At 55.9% G+C, this 22356-nt stretch carries 23 protein-coding genes; 21 read left to right on the top strand and 2 right to left on the bottom strand.

Annotated elements, in window-relative coordinates:
* Positions 1-47: 47 nt before the first annotated feature.
* The 5 genes from F0P97_RS13535 to F0P97_RS13515 all read left to right on the top strand — a co-directional run bounded on the left by F0P97_RS13535 (position 48) and on the right by F0P97_RS13515 (position 4741).
* Positions 48-494 (top strand): single-stranded DNA-binding protein, encoded by a 447-nt coding sequence (locus F0P97_RS13535; protein WP_003054955.1) that lies wholly within the window; start codon positions 48-50, stop codon positions 492-494.
* Between the two features lie 27 nt (positions 495-521).
* Positions 522-848 (top strand): hypothetical protein, encoded by a 327-nt coding sequence (locus F0P97_RS13530; protein WP_003054957.1) that lies wholly within the window; start codon positions 522-524, stop codon positions 846-848.
* Positions 849-902: 54 nt separating this feature from the next.
* Positions 903-1187 carry a hypothetical protein gene (locus tag F0P97_RS13525; protein ID WP_003065071.1) on the top strand — a complete coding sequence of 95 codons (285 nt, stop codon included), beginning with the start codon at positions 903-905 and terminating at the stop codon, positions 1185-1187.
* 149 nt (positions 1188-1336) lie between these two features.
* Positions 1337-3187, top strand: coding sequence for a DEAD/DEAH box helicase (locus F0P97_RS13520; RefSeq protein WP_059441057.1), 1851 nt, complete (start codon positions 1337-1339; stop codon positions 3185-3187).
* A gap of 175 nt (positions 3188-3362) precedes the next feature.
* A protein-coding gene (locus tag F0P97_RS13515; protein WP_182287200.1) for an IS3 family transposase occupies positions 3363-4741 on the top strand; the annotation gives its coding sequence in 2 pieces (ribosomal slippage) (positions 3363-3855 and positions 3855-4741; 1380 coding nt in all).
* Between the two features lie 51 nt (positions 4742-4792).
* On the opposite strand, the gene F0P97_RS13510 is transcribed toward F0P97_RS13515, so the two are convergent.
* Both F0P97_RS13510 and F0P97_RS13505 read right to left on the bottom strand, forming a co-directional pair.
* A complete protein-coding gene (locus F0P97_RS13510; protein ID WP_182282812.1) occupies positions 4793-5788 on the bottom strand; it encodes an IS5 family transposase in 996 nt (331 codons plus the stop codon).
* Between the two features lie 101 nt (positions 5789-5889).
* Positions 5890-6186: an H-NS family nucleoid-associated regulatory protein gene (locus tag F0P97_RS13505; protein WP_003054963.1), complete on the bottom strand. Its 297-nt coding sequence runs from the start codon at positions 6184-6186 to the stop codon at positions 5890-5892.
* Positions 6187-6438: 252 nt separating this feature from the next.
* On the opposite strand from F0P97_RS13505, the gene F0P97_RS13500 reads away from it, so the two are divergent.
* The 16 genes from F0P97_RS13500 to F0P97_RS13425 all read left to right on the top strand — a co-directional run bounded on the left by F0P97_RS13500 (position 6439) and on the right by F0P97_RS13425 (position 21952).
* Positions 6439-6876: a hypothetical protein gene (locus F0P97_RS13500; protein ID WP_003054965.1), complete on the top strand. Its 438-nt coding sequence runs from the start codon at positions 6439-6441 to the stop codon at positions 6874-6876.
* A 77-nt stretch (positions 6877-6953) separates the two neighbouring features.
* Positions 6954-7697, top strand: a complete 744-nt coding sequence (locus tag F0P97_RS13495) for a hypothetical protein (RefSeq protein WP_003054966.1) — start codon at positions 6954-6956, stop codon at positions 7695-7697.
* Positions 7698-7761: 64 nt separating this feature from the next.
* On the top strand, positions 7762-8007 hold the full coding sequence (locus F0P97_RS13490) for a hypothetical protein (RefSeq protein WP_003054968.1): 246 nt from the start codon (positions 7762-7764) through the stop codon (positions 8005-8007).
* A gap of 111 nt (positions 8008-8118) precedes the next feature.
* Complete coding sequence (locus F0P97_RS13485) at positions 8119-9105, top strand: hypothetical protein (RefSeq protein WP_003054969.1); 987 nt, start codon at positions 8119-8121, stop codon at positions 9103-9105.
* Between the two features lie 107 nt (positions 9106-9212).
* Entirely contained in the window at positions 9213-9647 is a 435-nt protein-coding gene (locus tag F0P97_RS13480) for a hypothetical protein (protein WP_034400596.1), read from the top strand.
* 601 nt (positions 9648-10248) lie between these two features.
* The gene (locus F0P97_RS13475) at positions 10249-12750 is read left to right on the top strand and encodes an EAL domain-containing protein (protein WP_232538233.1); all 2502 of its coding nucleotides are present in this window, start codon (positions 10249-10251) and stop codon (positions 12748-12750) included.
* Between the two features lie 34 nt (positions 12751-12784).
* Positions 12785-14395, top strand: coding sequence for a PAS domain-containing methyl-accepting chemotaxis protein (locus F0P97_RS13470; RefSeq protein WP_182287049.1), 1611 nt, complete (start codon positions 12785-12787; stop codon positions 14393-14395).
* Positions 14396-14775: 380 nt separating this feature from the next.
* Entirely contained in the window at positions 14776-15099 is a 324-nt protein-coding gene (locus F0P97_RS13465; RefSeq protein WP_080553873.1) for an ArsR/SmtB family transcription factor, read from the top strand.
* A gap of 13 nt (positions 15100-15112) precedes the next feature.
* On the top strand, positions 15113-15598 hold the full coding sequence (locus tag F0P97_RS13460; protein WP_003053843.1) for an ArsI/CadI family heavy metal resistance metalloenzyme: 486 nt from the start codon (positions 15113-15115) through the stop codon (positions 15596-15598).
* Positions 15599-15604: 6 nt separating this feature from the next.
* A complete protein-coding gene (locus F0P97_RS13455; protein ID WP_003053840.1) occupies positions 15605-16111 on the top strand; it encodes an arsenate reductase ArsC in 507 nt (168 codons plus the stop codon).
* 124 nt (positions 16112-16235) lie between these two features.
* Complete coding sequence (locus F0P97_RS13450) at positions 16236-17525, top strand: arsenic transporter (RefSeq protein ID WP_003053837.1); 1290 nt, start codon at positions 16236-16238, stop codon at positions 17523-17525.
* A 25-nt stretch (positions 17526-17550) separates the two neighbouring features.
* A complete protein-coding gene (arsC, locus tag F0P97_RS13445) occupies positions 17551-17982 on the top strand; it encodes an arsenate reductase (glutaredoxin) (protein WP_003053833.1) in 432 nt (143 codons plus the stop codon).
* Positions 17969-18685, top strand: coding sequence for an arsenical resistance protein ArsH (gene arsH, locus F0P97_RS13440; protein ID WP_034400448.1), 717 nt, complete (start codon positions 17969-17971; stop codon positions 18683-18685). Before arsC ends, arsH begins: the two co-directional genes overlap by 14 nt.
* 62 nt (positions 18686-18747) lie before the next feature.
* Positions 18748-19806 (top strand): ArsO family NAD(P)H-dependent flavin-containing monooxygenase, encoded by a 1059-nt coding sequence (locus F0P97_RS13435; RefSeq protein WP_054076097.1) that lies wholly within the window; start codon positions 18748-18750, stop codon positions 19804-19806.
* 348 nt (positions 19807-20154) lie between these two features.
* Entirely contained in the window at positions 20155-20889 is a 735-nt protein-coding gene (locus F0P97_RS13430; protein ID WP_034400598.1) for a DUF3577 domain-containing protein, read from the top strand.
* Positions 20890-21277: 388 nt separating this feature from the next.
* Positions 21278-21952 carry a DUF3275 family protein gene (locus F0P97_RS13425; RefSeq protein WP_003054976.1) on the top strand — a complete coding sequence of 225 codons (675 nt, stop codon included), beginning with the start codon at positions 21278-21280 and terminating at the stop codon, positions 21950-21952.
* Positions 21953-22356 lie beyond the last annotated feature (404 nt).

Genomic DNA, 22356 nt, shown 5'->3' with positions numbered 1-22356 from the left:
TGGTGCAGCAGCTCGGGCATTCAATCAGCACTGCAAGGAAATTGGATATGTCGCAATTGTTTATCGGCAAGGGAAACCTGGGTAGTTCTCCTAGTCTCAGGACGCTCAAGGGTGGGCCTAACGGCGAGTTTGATGTCGCCAGTATGCGTGTTCGGTTCAGCCGATACGGCCGCACCGAGGAGGGCGGAATCGAAGAGGTTGGCGGTTTTTGGCGCGAGGTGGAAATCTACGGAGCGAAGGCTCGCGATGCCGCGCGGCTCCTGCGCAAGGGAGCCAGAGTGCTAGTGATGGGGGAAGAGCTTGAGTACATGGCGCGCGATGAGGCTACTGGCGGTCAAGTGATGGTGTTCAAGATCGAGGCCCAGGATGTCGCACTTCTGCTGTCGCGTGTGAAGACCATTGAGTTCGAGGCTTCACGCCGCTCGTCCACGGAGCAGTCGGATGGCTCCTCAGGCGAAGTGCAGGAACCCTACCACGCAGGCCAGCCTGCTTAAAGACCGTTTTTAACCAAGGAGCACATCTTGACTTTACATCCCGATCAACAGGCCTCGGACGACATCACATTGCTTGTCGATGGTCGATTCACCATGGTGGTTGCGCCATCGCAAAAGGTGAATGAAGAAAACGCACCCGCATTCTTAGTCGTGCGAGATTCCAATGGCAAGGATGTATGCGTGGGATATTGCAAGCTCCAGTTTGATGGTACCTGGCACACGCGTCTCACGGTCACATACGATGAATCGTCGCAGTCGGACTCTATGTTGATTGGCGACTTTGATAGTCGCGTTGATGCGGTGGTGCGGTTATGGCTTGTCCGTCATAACTTCAGCTACCAGATGACAGAATAAATATCGGTTTTCCTGTGGCGCATGCTCAGTCGCCAATTGAGTCCACAGGAGAATATGGTGCAAGAAAAATATCAATTTTTGGGGCTCGTTGTTCCCGATCCAGTCGATACGAATTTCGATCCTGTGGCATGGGCCAATACTTGCCAGGATGTGTTCAATAAAAATATCGCTCTGATCGGGAAGTCCTACGACACTTTTATCTTGAAGTGTTCCAGCGATTTTGATCCGCTTATATCGGGGCTGCAGGTTTCTGATTCAACGCTCACATGGGCGCTATGGATGGCCGAAGGTTGGGGTTATGAGTCACCAGCAACAAGAGTTGTTCGCGAGGGGCTTTGATGTTGCCTAGGCCCGTCACGATCCGCCCGCCGGATCTCCTTATCAAAGCCGTCTCGGATGGACGCAGGCTCGGCCTGCAGCTCCTGGCAGTTCCAGGTGTGAGCCGTCCACTTGCAAACTACGATGCTTGGTGGAGTGGAGCTCGGCGCATGTGGCTGCTTCAAACTACCGACTCCAGTTATGCCGACGATGTGATTAAGCATGCGTTTGCTGGGCACTTCGTGGATATGGAGCAGCTCGATGTGCAACTGCGCGCCGCTGTCGCAGCTCCTGATCCCGACTACTTCTCGCAGTTGCTCGATGTTCAGATCTTCCCGCTGGTGAAGGGAGACCTAGCACGCGGTTCATGGGCGGTTAGCTTTACCTACGACCCGCTATGCGTGAAGGCGATGCGCTCGTTGGGCGGCTACTTCCACAAGCATGCGTCAGCGTGGCAAGTCAGAGCCGATCCTGAGCTCATCATGGAGCGGCTGGCCAGCATTGCCGGCGTGTCGTCGGAGTTCGTATTCGTCCATGAGCAGCCGGTGGTCATCGAAGAGTTGACCACAAGTGGCAACGAAGGCTCGCCTATCAGCGTGCCCGCTGCATCGCCACCGCTGGGCGAGGGCGGCGGGCCTGGTGAAGAAGAGGGCACCGGTTTCCTATCGACTGAGCATGGCCACGTCGATGACATGCCGTATGACCGGGTGGCCCTGGCCAGCCTGGTCGCCTGTGGCGTGCTGCGCGACTACCAGGCCGAAGGCGTCGCACATATGCTGCGCCAATCGGGCGCCTGCATGGGCGATGACATGGGCCTGGGCAAAAGCCGCCAGACGGTCGTGGCATCCCGGATGGCTGCTGGCAGCGGCCGGGTCCTGATCGTATGCCCTGCATCCCTACGTTTGAACTGGGAGCGAGAGATCAAGATGGTCTACCCAGACGCTCGCGTCGGGATGATCGGTGAGGACCGGATTTCGACGCTGGCTGGCTGTGACTGGGTGATCGGCAACTACGAACGCATGGGCGGCCTAGTGCGCGAGAGTGAGCTGGAGTTCGCGGTGATGGCCGTGGATGAAGCCCACTACCTGAAGGAATACAAGAGCGGCCGCACGCGCAATGTGTTCCTGCTGGCAGCACGGATAGAGCGATGCTTTGTCGTCACCGGCACGCCGTTGCTCAATCGCGAGATTGAGATGCATACACTGCTGCGCATCACGGGCCATCGCCTCGGTAGTCTCACGCTGGCTGAGTTCCGCAAGAGCTACGCGGGTAGCCCTGAGAAGCGAGCAGCACTGGCTGCAGCGATCCAGGGCTGGATGATCCGTCGCAGCAAGGACGTGCTCAAGGATCTGGGTGACAAGGCGAGGCAGTTTGTGCCTCTGTCGCCAGAGGGGCTCGATGTCTACAAGGAGATCTATGGCGACATGACCCTGCAGGCCATGCCCAAGATCGTTCGCCTGCGTAAATGCCTTGAAGGTCTGAAGGTTCCGTACCTGGTCGAAACCGTGCAGGCAATGGGAGAGGACGACAAGCTCATCATCTTCTGCGAGTACATGAGCACCGTGGAGGCCCTTAAACAGGCCCTGGCCAGCCTTGGCGTAGGCTGTGTCTCGCTGGTCGGCTCAGATAGCTTGAAGCGTCGGCAGGCTGCGGTAGATGCGTTCCAGAGGGACGCAAGCATCAAGGTATTCATTGGCACCACCATGGCTGCGGGCGTGGGCATCACGCTGACGGCTGCCAACATCGTGGCATTTGCCTCCATGCCGTGGACGCCAGCCTTGATGCGCCAGGCAGAGGACCGGGCCTACCGCTTGGGTCAGATCCGCGATGTGCTGGTCCTGGTGCCCATCATCCAGGGCACTATCGATGAGGGCGTGCTGCAGCAGCAGGAGAACAAGCACACCACAGAAATAGAAGTGGTGGAGGCAGCCAAGAAAGCATTGCCTGTCCAACAACGAGCGGCTGTAGAAACTGTGCCAGATGAAGCTCGCGAGGAAGTGCGGGCACTTGAATATGCCTGATCTATTTTAAGTGCTCATAAAAAATGACCACTTAGGGAACCTCTGCAAAACTCGATTTCAAGCGTGATAGTGCTTGAACGAGTGTGATGTTCCCTTGCCCCTGGCACTCAAGATGCCCGCGTTTTGAACTGCACCCCAAAAGTTGGACACTGATCCAACCGAAGAGGTGTTGTTCATGGCGAGGCATGATTTAGATTTCAAAAGGACCGTAGTCCGGGAATATTTGGATGGCACTGGTGGATTCAGAGTGCTTGCAACCAAGCATGGGATAGACCGCTCCACCGTGCGCCAATGGGTAGATGTCTATCGGTGGCATGGAGATGATGGTCTGTGCCGCAAAGGACAGGGCGCGCACTACAGCGCTCAATTCAAGCTCCAAGCACTCAAGCGCATGTGGCGTGAGGCCCTGACGTACCGACAGGTAGTCGCTTTACTCAATCTGCGCGGCGGCACAGGCATCCTTGCCAGGTGGGAGCGTCAGTATCATGAGGGCGGCCCAGAGGCGCTTGAACCCCAGCGCCGTGGCCGCCCCAAGAAGATGCCCGCCCCCAAACCTCCCAAGCCACTCAAGTCTTCGTCCACATCCGTAGACGAGTCCAAAGCGCTGCAAGCACTGCGCAAAGAAAACGAATACCTGCGCGCGGAGGTGGCGTACCTAAAAAAATTGGATGCCTTGGTTCGGGCAAAGCAACAGGCAATGCTGACAAAGCGCAAGCCGTGACTGAACTGAGGCATGAATACTCTGTGGCGCAATTGCTCAAGGCTGCAAGGCTGGCTCGCAGCACGTTCTATTACCAGTGCCAGGTGCTTCGCTGCGGTGACTCCTGTGCGGGCCTAAAGGCCCAGATCCAAGGCATCTTCGACAAGCACAAGGGGCGGTATGGCTATCGCCGCATCACAGCGCATCTGCGCCAAGCGGGATGCGTCATCAATCACAAAGCCGTCCAGCGCTTGATGCAGGTGCAAGGTTTGAAGTCTCTGGTCAGACCCAAGAAGTACCGTGCCTACCGAGGCCCAGTCAATGCTCAGGCGCCTCATCTGCTGCAGCGCCAATTCCAGGCGGATGCGCCGCAGCAGAAGTGGGTGACGGATGTGACGGAGTTCAATGTTCGTGGCAGCAAGCTTTACCTGTCGCCGGTCATGGACCTGTACAACGGCGAGATCGTGGCCTATGAGATGCGTGACAAGCCAGACTTCCAACTGGTGGGCAACATGCTGAAAAAGGCGCTTGGCAAACTCAAAGGCCAGACTGCGCCTGTGCTGCATTCCGATCAGGGATGGCAATACCAGATGCCGGCCTATCGCCGCCACCTGGCCACCAAAGGTGTGGTCCAAAGCATGTCACGCAAGGGCAATTGCCTGGACAACGCTGCGATGGAGAGCTTCTTTGCGACAGTGAAGACGGAGTTGTTTTACATGCAGAAGTTCACAAGCGCCGAGCATCTGCGCGGTGAGTTGGTGAACTACATCCGTTACTACAACCATCATCGAATCAAGATGAAGTTAAAAGGCCTGAGCCCGGTGCAATACCGAACTCAGGCCATGTGCCCGTAATTTAACTGTCCAACTTTAAGGGGTCAGTTCATTTCGCGGGCATCTTGCTTTTTATGCACCCACACCAGGCTTGGATTGGCTGTTTTTCAGCAAACGGCCACGGGCCATCCACAAGTTCGCCAAGGCAAACAGGGTATGCAATTGCTGCGTGTTCTTTCTCAAGCCTCGGTAGCGAACTTTGACGTGGCCAAACTGACGCTTGATGACTCTGAATGGGTGTTCGACCTTGGCCCGGATTTTGGACTTCACCTGCTCAAGCTGCTCTTGCATGGCCGATACCGGGTGCTGAAGGTCTAGAGCCTTGCGCTGGCTGCGCTTCATGGCGATATGCCATTGGAATTTGCGCTCAGGTTCTGGCGTCGGCATGTCGGGGCGTTTATCTGCACCTTGGTAGCCTGCATCGCCATAGCCATCAACCTCTTTTCCATGCAGCAGGCTGTTGGCTTCAACGACATCACTGACGTTGGCCGATGTGCCTCGCACTGTGTGCACCAGACCAGAATCAGCATCCACGCCAATATGGGCCTTCATGCCGAAGTACCACTGATTGCCCTTCTTGGTCTGGTGCATTTCAGGATCACGAGATTTGGTGCTGTTTTTGGTTGAACTGGGCGCTGCAATCAGCGTCGCATCCACAATGGTTCCCGTGCGAAGCAGCAGCTTTTTACGCTCCAGCAAGTCCGTGACCGTCTTCAGAATTTGCTCGGCCAGTTTGTGTCTTTCCAATAGATGACGAAACCGCAGGATAGTGCTCTCATCAGGCGTGGCACTGCCCCATGACAGGCCAACGAATTCCCGAAACAAGGGCATGTCATGCAGCGCTTCTTCCATCGCTGGATCACTGAGGTTGAACCACTGCTGCATAAAGTGAATGCGCAGCAGCATCTCCACAGGAAATGGAGGCCGCCCTTTGCGACCTTCAGGTGCATATGGCGCAATCAAGTCCACCAACTCTTGCCATGGAACGACTTGCTGCATCTGCTCCAGGAATTCGCGTTTACGTGTTTTTTTGGTGGAAAGGTTCAGGCCAAGATCAAATTGCTGCATAGGCCGGGATGCTGCCGCACCCGGCACGCATGTGCAAGCACATGCGTTGGGGATTTATGCAGAGGTTCCTTAGTGGCCATCTAATATCAAACCTGCTGCAATCATTTGATTTCGAATTGCGAGCGATCCTTATCTTTGATCCAGACAGGAGGCTTGCCACGGCCTGTCCAAGTTTGACCAGTCTCAGGGTCACGATACTTGGGGTCAACAGAGCCGCGAATTGCTTTTGCTTTCGCTTGGGGGAATATATCGTCTTGGGTCAATCCATATGTCGCGATCAAACCCTTAATCTGTTGCACGGCTGTGCCGATTTCGCTTTTACGTGCTGCTTCAATCTGGGCTTCGAGTGTTGCGCGTTGGGCCAGCAGATCCTTGTACGACACCGCAGAGTTAGACATCAATATGCTCCATTAAAATGACAGAAAATATTATGAGGCATTTTAAGAGATGATGGTTGCTTTGCTGGAAGCAAGGATTGCGTTGCACTCAGTTTCGGCGCTAAAATCGACGCACATTGGCTCTTCGGAGCTTTGTAGCATCTGAGTCCTTGAGAGATGCGCATCAGCTCACGCTGGCGAGGACATTCTTCAACCCCACGGGATAACACAATCCCGTCGGGGACCGTGTTGCCCAACATCTAGGAGCAACACATGCATCAATCTCAACGTTCTGCCAAGAAGCCGGCATCCTCGCCTTTTGACGTGGATCGCCAGCTGCTGGTGAAGATGATCTCTCGCGTCAACGACCCTGTCGTAGCACGCATATTTCTCAACACGTTGGATATGTACCCGGATCTGAAACTTCAGTTCCTAGGTGCCTATCTGATGGCGGAAGAGACGGTCAAGCGCTCGCAGATTCGATATGCAAAGGCTCATGACGTGGGTCAGGCTACTGCGCGAATCAAGCGAAAGTGTTTGGAGTTGCTTCGTGCCCTTTGGTCGCTTAGCGTTTGCTTTGCTCGTTGGACCCGTGTGGCTCTCAATGAGTACAAGCTGCAAAAGTCCCATAAATCGCCTAAGCCACCGGCTCCTTCTGCCAATGTCATCATGCTCCCGTTGTCTCGCAAGGCAACTGGCACAGATAACTAAGCAGAGGCTCTAACCAACCCATTACCCGAAATTCGTCGGGTAGTGGGTTTTTCTTTGTTCGAATATTTGGAGGCCATATGAATAAGAAATCAGTCCTTGAACGCTATCTCGAATTGCATCCATTGAAGGCTTCAAGGCGTGGCGCGTCATTGGATATGGAGCTCATTGAACGTTGGTACTTTGAAATTCAGCTCCGAGGCGTTGCGAAGATCAAACATCAGATTGCCCATGCGAAGCGAACCGCCACCTCATTGGTGAAAGCTCAAAGTAATTTCGAGAACCTCAATCCAACTCAATTGAAGCAATTGAAGGATGCCTCAACGATGATGCGCGATCTCGCCGAGTCGCTGGTTCCGCTAGAAAATTGGGCTAAGAGCTATAAGGAGTTCTACGATAAGACGGTTCTTGCCGATCAGAATGAAGAATGCGATGCGTTTGCGCAAGCACGCTGGCATGGCGATGAAGTGGAGTTTCAGCTAGAGCTTGAGTTATTGCTTGAGGCTGACAACTTCAAAACGCGCAGTTGCGTTGGTGATTGGTTTCATTTGAATAAGCGGTATCTCAACGTACCAGCCAATGAATTTATCCTGTCGCTATATCTGACCTTTCATGAGAAACAAAGCGTGAAGGAACGGATGCGGGCAGTAGCCTATTCATTTGTTTACGCCTCCGATTGTCGCAGGGACCATTCTGAGTTGATGAGCAATCAAAAGTCCGTGTACGTGGGTACCAAAGACATTGATGCGTACCTGGCATACCGAAAAGCAAATGTGCAGGCTTCGGCGTCTGCGGCAATGAGCAAGTTGGGTGTCAACCTATAAATCCCTGATGGGCACTAGATGCCCTGGGGCAAGTGTCCATCTTCCTTATCTACTGGAGATGAATATGAGCCTCGAAAACACCTTTGAACGTCCAAGGAATTACAAATCCATGGTGCATACAGAGAAAAACCCGAGCATTGAATTGTTGATGGACCAGGTAATGGTGATTGCATCAATTTGGACATTAGCTTCAAACGATGCCTTGGAACCATCTGCTAAAGAGAAATATAAGGCTCGTGTTGTACTGGAACAGGATCATCTTCGCACGATGCTCCAGAAAGCGCTCACAGCGAAAGACAGGGTTCTGTAACTTGTCCCGTATTCACTGGGTAATCTTCTTCTAACTCTCTTTTTACCCTTGGGGCGCCGTCATGCCCCTGGGGGGGACGGTGCCCTTTCTGCTTTCAACGAAAGGAATCCCATGTCCAAGCACTTAATTAATCAAACGAACGTGAACGGTATTGAAATGGTTCTGGAATGCGGCTACGACCGCCCAACAGGCTCATTCTTTGCCAATATTCATTCCGAAGGCGACATTTACTACACCTCACTGGTGGAGCTCGGGTCGAAGGACTCTGGCTGGTTGCTCACCGTGACTGCAGAGCATGGCTTAGTAGTCCCTCGCCAAATGATGGATCGCCTGGCTATCGAAGCAATGTTCGATGGGAGTAATGATTTCATCGAGCACGAGCCTTACACGCAAACGGAATCCGACAGACGACTGCTACAGCTGGGCTTTCGCCAACAGATGCCGTCCGTGCTGCCAACCGATAACCCTGTGTGGGCTTGGTTCACTGACAGCGAGGAAGATCTTGGCACATATGCTTTGCTGCAATCCAAGGACTATCAAGCCTATGTGCCATCTCTGCTCTGTGATGTCTTGCCACAAGAAGGTGAATGGCCGGTACTCGATGAACAGGATGTGCTCAAGCGTCTTGACACGATGCATGCGCGGCTCTTGAAGGGCGCTTTCCAAAAGCATCCTGGCGAAGGCATAGGATCGGTTCTGAACCGCATTCTGGGCTTTGTGCCGCCAATTCTGCAGCTCGAATCCAAGTTGTTTGTTGTCTTCTCGGATCACGAATTCGTACAAGATAAAACGGGCTTTTGGGCTGGAGATAGTTGGGCTGGCTTTTCCGCGGCAAAGGTGTTCGGGCCGTGTGAAGTGACAGCAGAGGAGGGCGAGAACTGCATCCCTATTCACGAGGCATATGCCTTGGCGAGCGGTGCATTGCTCAAGGTCCAGTCATTTGGCGTCAAAAGCATCGCTGACGATGACTTATGCGCATCTTGCGGCCACTGCAACTATCGTCCAGGTGATATGAGCAGTTGCAGTAAAGACTGGCCTGGATACCAGGATTCCGATGGGTATCTGAAGGTGTGCTTTGCGTCCGTTATCGCCATCTAAAGCGCAAGCTATTTGAACCTCGCGCTGGCCAAGGGCCAGCGATTTTTTAACCCGGACGGGCGTTGTCGCCCAGTCGGGCCGCGCCTTTCCAATTTAGAGAGTTGGAAATGACCGCAACTAACAATCAGCCGCTTTGCACAACTGCGGATCGTCAGAGCTACGCACTGACTGCTGAACAGGTCGCCATTGCCATCGCTGGCCACGATCTCCGCACCTTTAAGGGGTGGATAGCAGCCGCGTCATCATTACTCGCTGATGCGCCTTTGATGACCGGCATTCAGGAGATACATAGCCCCTATGTGATCCTGAAAGCGGAGTTCAACGGAAAACCAGAGGTCGTTTTCTTCTACAACGAAACCAATGGCATCTACTCCCCAGATCTTGCGTCGGACTTCGACATCAGTGCCTGGTGTAACGATAGTTGGGATGGCGTCGAGGCTGAAGCCAACATCGCTACATTGACATGCCCAGACTTTGTGACCCTGCGTCACGAGCAATTGCTTAAGCAAGTCACTAACGATTCTCTGAGTCCTGGCATGTAATTGCCACACCCAAAAAGCCCAGCTCACAAGTTCTTGTGACTGGGCTTTTTTCATTGGTGGTGCCGGGCCTGCTGTCCTAGTTTCCTTGGCCGTCCGTCGATCACGGAAAGATGCGCAGAAGGTACGTTACCTCGATATGCTGCGTATTCCGGTCGAACTGACCGCCTGTGCCGGTTGCTGCTGGCCAGTCTGCTGGTCGTGACCGACTGAGTTCGGCCATGAGCGGCCCTTCACGCCGATGTAACCAAGTCAGGAAGCAGTCAGACGATGAAGCAGGACCTATTTGGAGACCTACCCCAATCCGGTCTTCAATTAGCGCGGACTCATTTAATGGGTATCCAGCGACAGCACCTATGCCAGTTAGAAGGCGTTATAGAGTCCAAGGCTGTGCAGGTTCACGATCTCTCTCCTGCTTGTGCGCGAGAGCCGCAAGTGGATGAGGTGTGCGGGTGAAGAATAGCGATAGATCTGAGTAATGGCCGTGGAACGGCAGCAGATTGCATAAAACTTGATGTGCATCAAGAGCGTTTATCCATCGGTCAGAGTCTTGAAAGTTACATCTATTAACATTGTTTTTCTTTAAAGAAAATAAGTAAAACCCTTGACAGAAATCTCCCAAAACTTCCAACGTCGCAAGGATTTCCTCTGCCTCACCGTTGAGGACGAGCAGGCTATGCGCAACCTGGACGACGCTCTTGGCGACCAGGCGTATGGCTTCGTGGAAGGCTTCTACCGTCACCTGCTTTCCTTTCCTGAGATGCGTGCACTGCTGCCGGACGACGAGGCACTGGACCGGCTCAAGGCGCTACAAATGCGTTACTTTCTCAGGCTCACGGCAGGTACCTATGACGAGGCCTATGGGGATGAGCGTCAGCATGTAGGTTTGGCACATGCTCGTATTGGACTGTCGCCCGGCTGGTATCTGGGTGCCTACAGTCACTACCTCACTGAGCTCCTTCCGCGAATTACTAGACTGCCCGAACTGACGCCAGAGCAGCGTAACGACGCAATCCAGGCATTGATCAAGGTGGTCCTGCTGGATATCGGGCTGGCCATCGATAGCTACATCACACATCGCGATACGCTGATAGCCGAACTTCGAGACTATGGCGCAGCTTTCGCGCACCTACCGCACGGCACGCTTGTGGTCACGGATGAGCTGAATGTGGTGTTTGCCAACCAGGCCTTCGCACAACTCGCAGGCCAAACACCAATGGCGCTAGCGAAAGGAGACCCGCTACCGGCCTTTATGGATGTAGGCAGCTTACCTGCATTGGTGAAGCAAGCGCTACAGCATCAACATGCCAGGGGAAGGTCGCAACTGCATTTCCACGCTCAAGCATTGGCGATCCCGGTTTCCATCACTGTCCACTCTCTGCAACAGCCCGACGGCCACGCTCAGCCACGGTTGCTGATCACCGTTGAAGATCTGCGCAAACAGGAGCAACTCAATCGTGACTTGCTCAATGCCCAGGAGGTGGCCAACATCGGTACCTGGCTCTCATACTTTGACGGCAAGCCTTCCCTCACGCCTCAAGCGGCACGTATCCTTGGTTGGCCAGTAGGCCAGCCTTTCAAATATGCTGATTTACTTGGCTGCGTGCATGCAGAAGACCGCGCATACGCAGATGCACAATGGAAAAAAGGGCTTGCCACTGGCCATTACGCGTTCGAAATGCGCATCCAGGACGGCACCAGCGTCCGCTGGGTGGATGCGCTTGGCACGATCGAGCATGACGTGACTGGCAAGCCGGTCCGGGGCTACGGCACGCTACTCGACATCACGGAGCGCAAACGGACCGAACGGCGCATGGAGAAGCTGGCGTTCTTCGATGCGCTCACAGGGTTACCTAATCGCTTTCACGGCATAGATTTGGCTCAACGCCTGCTCGACATCGCAGGCCAACGAGGTCAGCAGGCCACGGTGCTGTTCGTTGATCTCGACCGCTTCAAGGAGATCAACGACTCGCAGGGCCATTTAGTGGGAGACGACTTGCTTGCTGAAGTGGCAAGGCGGTGCGAACGCACGCTCGGGGGAGAGGGTGTGGTGGCTCGCCTGGGTGGCGATGAATTTATGTTCGTGCGCACACTCGCCGAAGGCAACGATACTATGGCCTTGGCCCATGAGGTCTGCTCAACATTGGCAAGTCCCATGAGGGTGGACGATCTTTGCTTCGAAGTGGGGGCAAGCGTCGGAGTAGCTCTTTACCCCACGCACGGTCACAGCGTAGACGAGTTGCTCCAGCGCGCCGATATCGCAATGTACCAAGCCAAAACGCAAGGCGGCGGCAATTGCCAGCTCTACGATGCACAAATGGGCCACCGGCTCCAGCGGCGCATTGCACTTGGTGTAAAACTGGAGGAGGCTCTCGCGCAATCACGCTTGGAATTGCACTTCCAGCCCAAGATAGCTTTAGATTCGTATGCGTTATACGGCGTAGAAGCGCTCGCACGTTGGCACGACGAAGAGTGGGGCTGGGTGAGCCCCGCCGAGTTTATCTCCGTTGCTGAGGAGCGCGGCCTCATCATCGCGCTCGGCGACTGGAGCTTGGACGCAGCAGCTCGTCAGTGGCGGGCCTGGAGTTCTGCCGGCATAGCGCAGCCGCCTGTGATTGCCGTCAACGTATCGGCTGCGCAGATGATGAGTGACTCCTTCTCCGAGCGTGCCTTGGCGATCATGCGCGCGCACGGCGTGAGCCCACGATGCATCGAATTGGAGATCACCGAGTCGGCGCTGATGCATGACCCTGCCAAGGCTAAGCGCGTTGCTTCCCAGTTAGTGAAACAGGGCTTCACGCTATCTATCGACGACTTTGGCACTGGCTACTCTTCGCTGGCGCGGCTACAGAGCTTTCCCGTTTCTCGGCTCAAGATCGACATGTCTTTCGTACGCGGCATGTTCAGCGAGCCTGGCAGTCTCGCCATCGTGACAGCAGTCATTGGCCTGGCCCATGCGCTGCAACTGCGGACGGTGGCCGAAGGCGTGGAAACACAAAGCCAACTCGACAAACTTCGCGACCTGCACTGCGACGAAGTACAAGGCTACTTTTTCTCGAAAGCTGTTCCCGCAGCCGAGTTGACACGCGACTGGCTGTCCCTCTGACCCTCCTCAAAAACACCATAAAAAAGAATATTCTATGCGGATCAATTTGCCAGTCACTACCAATGAGTTCACGTTTCCGGAGCGAGACACTCTGGTCTCGGTCACGGATACCAAGGGCCGTATCACTTATTGCAACCCCGCATTCGTTCACGTGAGCGGCTTCGCACACGAGGAGTTGCTGGGCCAGCCCCACAACCTGATCCGCCACCCTGAAATGCCCGCCGAGGCTTTCCGCGATTTGTGGCAAACCATATCGGCAGGCCTTCCTTGGACCGGCATCGTGAAAAACCGTCGCAAGAACGGAGATTTTTACTGGGTACAAGCCAACATCACGCCATTGCGTGACGGCGAGCAGGTCACGGGCTTCCTGTCGGTGCGCACGCTACCCACGCGCGAACAGATATTGATCGCAGAAAGGCTGTATGCCACCATGCGTGCTGAGGCAGAGGTCGGACGTGTGGTCCACACGCTACGCCATGGCACCGTACTGCGCCAAAACCTGAGTGGACGCTTGATGCGGCTACTGGCTCCTTCTACGTTTGTGCGCCTGCTGCTGGTACTGACGCTAGCTGTAATGCTTCCGCTACTGCTCACCTGGCTGAATGTCCCCTGGCTAGTCACGGGCAGTGCGGCCTTGTTGGCCGTGGCTGTGTCGTCTTTTCTGACTCACTCGCTGGCTATCGCGCCGCTGCAAGAACTTGTGCACGATGCCAATCAGCTGGCATCTGGAGACCTGTCGCACGCAATGCGTACAGGTGCCAGCGGCAGTGTCGGAAATCTTCAGCGCGCACTGTTTCAACTGAGTGTGAACTTGCGCACTGTGGTGAGCGACGTGCGCCAGGAGGTAGGGCACCTGGAGATTGCCGTGCAGGAAATCGCCAGCGGCAACCACAACCTGTCGTCCCGCACCGAAACTCAAGCCAGCAGCCTGGAGCAGACTGCCGCATCCATGGAGCAGATTAATGGCACAGTGCATAACAGCGCCCTAGCCGCCAGCCGTGGCGCCTGTTTTGCAGAAGAAGCTTCGAGCATCACACAACGCAGCAACGATGCCGTGCAGGCCGTGGGCCAGACCATGCTGGGCATCGCTGAATCGTCACGACACATTGAAGACATCGTGCACCTCATCGAGGGCGTGGCCTTCCAGACGAATATTCTTGCGCTGAACGCGGCCGTAGAAGCTGCGCGTGCGGGAGGGGCTGGGCGGGGCTTTGCTGTGGTGGCGTCGGAGGTGCGCACGCTATCTGCACGCACCGCCCAGGCAGCGCGCGATATTAAGCAGCTCATCGGCGACTCGGCCGAGCGCGTGGCATCGGGCGCCACCGCTACAGGCGAAGCGCGCGAGCGCATGGCCGAAGCATTGTCAGCGGTGCAACGCGTAAGTGCTGTGCTGGGTGAAATTAGTACCGCAGCCATAGAGCAGCAAACCGGTATCTCACAGGTCAACGCTGCTGTGGCGCACATGGACTCGATCACCCAACAAAACGCTGCGATGGTGGAGGAACTGGCCGCAGCCGCGCAATCGCTGCGAGGTCAAGTAAACAGTGTGAGCAACTCAATGCGCCTATTCCGTCTCGAGCGCGGCGAAGCGCCTTTGTCGCAAGCCAATGCAGTGGAACTGCGGCGAATAAATCGGCTGCGGTAAATGAAAGAATAGGTAGTGTTTGTCTATCTGTCTAGAGACCTCTAGAGCGACCTGGGCTCCCAGAAGGACCAGGGCGGTTAGCGCCTGGGGTTTTGCGTGACGAGCAAATTGCTCTCTCCTACGATGTAGAAGGCTGAATGTGCCAATGGCCTTGGTTTGTGCCGATGGCTGAGGGCGCTTCACTACTTCGAACTGGTCGTTGGAAGGCCTTTTCTCGAACTTCTGCTTTGGGTTGCGAGCAGTCCTTGGGTACTGGCTACTACCGGCGGCATGAGTTTTCATTCCATAAGTCTCATCACAAGCCGACATTGATAAGTCACTTCGACTAGCCTGAAATGAAGCTTCATGCATTAATTCAATGTTTGTTGTATTATTGATTTATGAAAGAAGCAAATGTCATCCGCTCACTCTCCGCTCTAGCGCACGAAGCTCGGCTACGCGTATTTCGTGCGCTTGTTGTTGCAGGACCTGAAGGCCTGACACCTAGTGCAATAGCTGAGCAGCTCGGCATCGCACCGAATGCACTGTCCTTTCATCTGAAAGAGCTTTTTCATGCCGATCTGGTAAGCCAGGAGCGGCAGGGGCGCAATGTGCTCTATCGAGCAGCGTTTCCTGTCATGAATGAGCTGCTGGCGTATCTCACCGAGAACTGCTGCCAAGGCGTGGTTTGCACCTCTGACACGGCAACTTCATGCCATTGCTAAAGGGAGCTTCATCATGAAACGCTTTCACGTACACCTACATGTCGACGATCTGAACAAGAACATTGACTTCTATTCCAAGTTATTCGGGGCTGAGCCCTCTCGAGTGGAATGTGACTATGCAAAGTGGATGCTGGACGACCCACGCGTGAATTTCGCCATCTCTACGCGCGGTAACCAAGCATCAGGGCTTGACCACTTGGGCTTCCAGGCCGATGAGGCAACCGAGTTGGCTGAACTCAAGCAGCGCGCGCAGGCCGCTGATATGGCACTTCTTGACGAAGGCGAAACCTCTTGCTGCTATGCCCGCAGCGAAAAGCACTGGGTTACCGATCCACAGGGAGTGGCCTGGGAACACTTTCACACGCTGGACAACATCCCAGTCTTCAATGAACCAGAGCGAGTCGTTGCACAAAGCGCGACCTGCTGCACGCCTCATATCGCGCCAGTACAAGCCTCGTCTTGCTGCACCCCCAGTTCCTCCTCTAAGTCCTGCTGCTGATCCATCATGTCTGACAACAAAGCTCCCCTGAATGTCCTGTTCCTGTGCACCCACAACTCGGCGCGCAGCATCCTGGCTGAGGCCTTGCTCAACGATATGGGACAAGGCCGCTTCAAGGCCTATTCGGCGGGCAGCAGTCCGCGCACCAACCAGCAACCTAACCCGCTAGGCCTGCAAGTGCTGCAAAAGGCTGGCGTTTCTGTGGAAGGTCTGCGTAGCAAGAGCTGGGATGAATTTGCCGTGCCTGGTGCACCCCACATGGATCTGATCATCACGGTCTGCGACAACGCCGCTGGTGAAGTCTGTCCGTTCTGGCCTGGTCATCCCGCCACGGCGCATTGGGGCTATCCGGACCCCTCGGAAGGCGATGCCTCTGATGAAGCCAAGCTGGAAGCCTTCCGCCAGACCATGCATATGATTCGTCGCCGTCTGGAGTTGTTGGTCAATCTTCCCGCGCAAAAGCTGGAGCAGGCCATGCTCCAGTCCACAGCGCGTGAGCTGTCGTCTCACTGAATCGACGCAGCCTTTGCACCACCCGGACGTAGGCCTTCATGCCAACGTCCGAGGCCTCAAGCCAGGGGGAACGCCCACGTCTCGCCCCGATGCCACATCCAAGCTTTTCTAGGACCCATGCGTCATGTTGACGGCCATCCTGATTTTCATCTTCACACTGACGCTAGTCATCTGGCAACCGCGCGGCCTTGGCATTGGCTGGAGCGCCTCGATTGGCGCCGCTGTCGCGCTGCTGCTGGGGGTCGTGCACTTAGCTGATATTCCAGTTGTCTGGCATATCGTCTGGAATGCCACGGCGACCTTTGTTGCCGTCATCATCATCAGCCTTTTGCTGGACGAGGCCGGTTTCTTCGAATGGGCCGCATTGCACTTTGCCCGCTGGGGTGGCGGCAGCGGAGTCAAGCTGTTTGCTTTCATCGTGCTGCTGGGGGCCGCCGTTTCGGCCTTGTTCGCCAATGACGGAGCAGCCCTGATTCTCACGCCTATCGTGATGGCCATGCTGGTGGCGCTGGGCTTTTCTGCGGCAGCAACGCTGGCGTTTGTCATGGCCGCCGGGTTTATTGCCGACACAGCGAGCCTGCCGCTGATCGTCTCCAATCTGGTGAATATCGTCTCCGCCGACTTTTTCAAGATCGGCTTCAACGACTACGCGTCGGTGATGGTGCCGGTCAACATCGTCTCGGTTATGGCCAGCCTCGGTGTGCTGCTGCTGTTTTTCCGACGCGATATTCCTGCCACCTACGACGTGGCCCAGCTCAAACAGCCCTCGGCTGCGATCAAGGATGTGGCCACCTTCCAGGCTGGCTGGGTCGTGCTGGTCTTGCTGCTGGTCGGCTTCTTCGCGCTGGAGCCCCTGGGCGTCCCTGTCAGTGCCGTGGCCGCCGTGGGAGCTGCGATCTTGTTGGCGGTGGCTGCGCGTGGCCATGTCATCAGCACCAGGAAGGTGCTTCATGGTGCTCCATGGCAGATCGTGGTGTTCTCGCTGGGTATGTATCTGGTGGTCTATGGGCTGCGCAACGCGGGGCTTACGGATTACATCGCCATGTTGCTGAACCAGTTTGCAGCCGGTGGCGTGTGGACCGCTTCACTGGGCACAGGCGTGCTGTCTGCGGTGCTGTCTTCCATCATGAACAACATGCCCACGGTCTTGATCGGAGCCTTGTCCATCGATGCATCCACGGCCAGCGGGACGGTCAAGGAAGCCATGGTCTATGCCAATGTGATTGGCTGCGATCTCGGCCCCAAGATCACGCCGATTGGCAGCTTGGCCACCTTGCTGTGGCTGCATGTGCTCGCCAAGAAAGGCGCAACCATTGGCTGGGGCTACTACTTCAAAGTCGGCTCGGTGCTGACCATGCCCGTGCTGCTCATCACACTTGCAGCGCTGGCCTTGCGGCTCAGCGTGGCGTCTTGAATCTTTGCAATGGGAATCTAGCGCTATGAGCGACATCACGATCTACCACAACCCTGCTTGCGGTACCTCTCGCAATGTTCTGGCCCTGATCCGCAACAGCGGGGAAGAGCCCACGGTCATTGAATACCTCAAGACGCCTCCTGATCGCGCCACGCTGGCGGGCCTGATCCAGGCCATGGGCATGCCAGCGCGCGATCTGTTGCGCCAAAAAGGGACGCCGTATGACGAGCTTGGCTTGGGCGAGCCCAAATGGACGGACGAGCAATTGATTGATTTCATGCTCCAGCACCCCATTCTTATCAATCGCCCGATAGTGGTCACCCCTCTGGGAGCCCGCTTGTGCCGTCCCTCGGAGGCCGTGCTGGACATCCTGCCGCAGCCTCAGCAGGCCGCCTTCTCCAAAGAGGATGGGGAAGCCGTCATTGACTCGAAAGGAAACCGAATTGGCAAGCACTGATCTACCGAACCTCGACGAACAAGTCTTTGAAAAGCCCAGCCTGGAAGGCCTGCTGCCCGCACAGCGTGCGACGCACGCGCCGCGCATACTGCTGCTGTATGGCTCGGTTCGTGACCGCTCCTATAGCCGACTGCTGACCGAAGAGGCGGCGCGCCTGCTGCGCAAGATGGGTGCCGAGACCAGGATCTTCGATCCGCGTGGCCTTCCGCAGCCCGATGGTGCCCCCGACGATCACCCGAAGGTCAAGGAACTGCGTGAGCTGGCTGTATGGGCCGAGGGCATGGTCTGGACGTCTCCTGAGCGTCATGGTGCGATGAGCAGCATCCTCAAGGCGCAGATTGACTGGATTCCATTGTCCGCTGGTGCCGTGCGACCGACGCAAGGCAAGACATTGGCAGTAATGCAAGTCTCGGGTGGCTCGCAGTCCTTCAATGCGGTCAACCAGATGCGGGTGCTGGGTCGCTGGATGCGCATGATCACCATCCCGAATCAGTCGTCTGTTGCCAAGGCATTTGCCGAGTTCGACGAGGCTGGCAGGATGAAGCCCTCTTCGTATTACGAACGGGTCGTGGACGTGATGGAAGAGTTGGTCAAGTTCACTCTGCTGACGCGAGACTGTTCGGACTACCTGGTGGATCGCTACAGCGAGCGTCGCGAAAGCGCCGAAGAGCTGTCTAAACGGGTCAATCAGCGCAGCATCTAAGCGGTTACACATGGCGCGTAGAGGGAGCGCCTGGGGGCAACGACAACAATAGGAAGCAAACGATGTCTTTCCACGATGTGATCATCATTGGTGCGGGCCAGGCAGGCTTATCGGTAGCGTATTTCCTGCGTCGTACCAACTTATCGGTGCTGCTACTTGATGCGGAGGAGGCTGGTGGAGGAGCTTGGCAACATGGATGGGACTCGCTGAGGCTTTTTTCTCCTGCTTCCTGGAGTTCCATCGCAGGATGGCCTATGCCGCCTTCTGGCGAGCAGTATCCAAGTCGTGACCATGTAGTCGACTATCTCCGAAAGTACGAAACGCGCTACGAGTTCCTGATTGAGCGGCCGGTGCTGGTCACGAGTATTGAGCCAACGGAGCAAGGTTTCCAGGTCAACGCGGGTGCGAGAAGCTGGCATTCACGTGCCGTTGTATGCGCCACGGGTACATGGCGAAACCCATTTGTGCCCGAAGTTGAAGGTATGGCGTCCTTCAAAGGACAACAGCTGCACTCAGCTCAGTACGTATCTCCCGAGCCGTTCAAAGGCAAGAGGGTGATGGTGGTCGGGGGAGGAAACTCCGGCGCTCAGATCTTGGCGGAAGTCTCACTCGTAGCGGAGTCCACAACCTGGGTCACGTTGGAGCCTCCAGCTTTTCTACCGGATGAGGTCGATGGGCGAGTGCTCTTTGAGAGGGCCACCGCACGTTGGCAGGCCTTGCAGGAAGGCAAAGATCCAGAGAATCTGCCGGGTGGCTTTGGTGACATCGTGATGGTTCCTCCGGTCCTCGACGCACGGAATCGTGGCGTGCTGCATTCTGTGGGGCCGTTCGCGCGCCTCTCCACAGAAGGAGCTCAATGGGCCGATGGGAGCTCAAAGGCCTTTGATGCGATCATTTGGTGTACTGGGTTCCGACCCGCTCTACAGCCTTTGGAATCGCTGGGCCTCGTGAATGATTCCAAAGTTGCCGTGGAGGGCATGCGGGCAAGCGACCGGCCCGGCCTGTGGCTGGTGGGCTATGGCGAATGGACAGGACCTGCATCTGCCACGCTTATTGGCGTCATGCGTACCGCTCGCGACACTGCAAGTGAAATCGCGCAGCATCTATCACGGAGCGAATGACTGCTTCTCCTTATTTCGGAAGACCGCAATGGGTCGATTGCTGCCGGTGGTCAGTACAAGCAGGCCGGTCATCACGTCTCGGAATGATGGTCAATTAAGGCCAGCGCCCGCAAACTCGCCGCGCCAACTGTCAACACTGTTTGACGGGCAGAAATCTACCGTTTATTCTCCTGCACGTGAACGCCCTTGGGCACACATAGACGACTGAGCTTTTGAGAGTCGTCAACCGATCCCCCAAGGATCGGTCAAAGCATTACCTCGCAACCCGGATGGGGATCATCGCCCCATCCAGACCTTGCGGTCAGGTGTGGCTGTGCTCCGTCCAAACATTGGAAATTTGGAGTCATCATGCAGCAACAACAAGCACCTGCTCAACGTGAGTTTTTCAACCTGCACGCTAACGGCATTGGATATTTGTCCCGTGTTCGTTGGGTTACGCCCACTGGTCGTGGTCGCAAGGCTGAACCGTTCCTCGCTTGCGCTATCAGTGCGCTGCGTGGGGCAGCGGATTCTCCTGACTACACCTACTTCGATTTGCGCGTGTCCTCTGCCGAGGCCATCGAGCTTATCGAAAGTCTGCAAAAGGAAGTTGATGAGCGCCGCAAGGTGCTGATCTCTTTCCGTATAGCTGACCTCTATGCTCACCCGTATGAACGAGACGAGCGTGATCAGAAGGGACGCCCCACCGGGAAGAAGGAACTGGCCGGCCTCATCAAGGGCCGTCTGATTCTTGTGAACTCGGTGAGGGTCGATGGTCAGCTCGTGTATCAACGTGCCGAGTCGAATGCGGAGGCTGCTCATGTCGGCAGTCAACCGCAGGGCGATGAAGCGTTCTACGATGATCATGGTGTTGGCAGTCCCGAGCAGGGCGGCCAGGATGAGCAACCACATGGACCTGCACCGCAGGAACGTGCACAAGCTCCAGCTCCACGTCAGCAACCTCAGTATCGTGCTCCTGCTCCGCAGGGCCGTACACCTTCGGCGCCTACGCGCCAGCCAGCCCGCTCTGGCGGGTACGGCAGTACGCCTGGCCATCAACGGCAAGGCGGATATGCTGATCGACGCGAACATGATTACGCGTAATCAGCAGTAGCCACCCACCCCTGAATTGCGAAAGCAATTCAGGGAGTGATTTGTGGCCCGAATTCCCTGGAATTGCGCTATGCTCTCAGCCTTTCCAAGTGTTTGCCGGTATCACTCAAACCAAACCGGATGCTAGGCAACTAGCGAAGCAGGTGAGCCTCTGAAACTTGCGCGCCCTACGGGCCGAGGCACTTATAGACGGTACACACTTCACTCGTTGACGCACACCTCGAACCGGTGTGTTCTGTCTCATTCCCAAAGGATCGGAAGTCCTTTGGAGATTCCAAACAGCACTCCACAGGCATATGCGTGTGGAGTGTTTTTCTTTCACCCACGCGGGCCTGGCCCCGCGTTGGACTGGTGCTCCGCAATCTGATGGAGCAAAAGCTTGATAAAGCTCGAAAACGTGACGTTGCGTGTCAAACAAATTCGAGGGGGCCGCTACGGCGATTTCTGCGTCGGGGAGCTATTCCACCAGTGCTGCGAACTCAAGGTCAAGGATTCACTCCTGGATCAGTTTGAAGAAGGCGAGTATCACGGTACTGTTTGGATCAGCCGAATCTTTCTGCACCAGTACATTGCGTTTGGAAAAGCCGTCACGGAGATGAGAGCAACGCTGCATGACATGCAGCTCGATAGCGCCTCCGACGCTCCTGTCGAAACGGAATTGGCCGAGCCCGACCCACTGCTTGAATCGCCATCCCTGGCGTCTCAAACGCCTGTGTGGTCAGCTCCGCTGCCCGCGCCGAGTACCGAGTCGAAGACCGAGGGGTCCAGGCGGTTGGGCGAACAGATGCGAGAGCGCATTGAGAGAATAAAGCGAAACCCTGGGCAACCAGCCCAAGCAATTGCACAAGCGTCCTCAGTCGAAGATGTAGGTCAGGTCGATACGCCCGATCTTCCTGAAGTGCTCCGGGAATACTGGGATCAGATCCGCGCTCTTCAACCAGTGAAGCTCGATCCCACTGTCGATCGCTCGATGTTGCGAGAGCAGACCAAGGCCATCGGCCAACTGGGCTCCTATAAATTTGTGTTCCAAGATCAAACTTGGCATCCAAAATAAAGCCCATCGCCCGCATCAGCGGGCTGATCCATATGCGTGAACGCGCGTATATGGATCAGCCTACTGCCTGGTAGCCAGGCAGCGGGAAGGTGGAATTAGGGTGGCTGCGACCTGATGCGCAGCGGCTTTGCGATAGTGCGTGTCCGGTGAAAGCCAAGCCGGCCTCGTGACCGCGCCGTTCCTTGGCTGTCTGAGCCCGTTGTGACAGCCGGCCAGCCTAGCGGCCTGGGTACTGTAATCTGGCAATGCCGGGAGCCCGATGGGTTCCCAGAGTGTCTGCAGCAATTGCGGATCTTCTGGGAAACCATCTGACCATCAATATGGTTTCGCGCACTTTGAGCCCTTGAAAAGTGCAGGCAGCAATGCCATGGGCATCATTTTTCTATAACCCTCGCGGGCACAAC

The sequence above is a fragment of the Comamonas testosteroni genome (assembly GCF_014076415.1).
In the GTDB taxonomy this organism is placed as follows: Bacteria; Pseudomonadota; Gammaproteobacteria; order Burkholderiales; family Burkholderiaceae_C; genus Comamonas; species Comamonas testosteroni_F.
This window is presented reverse-complemented; position numbering and strand designations above follow the sequence as displayed.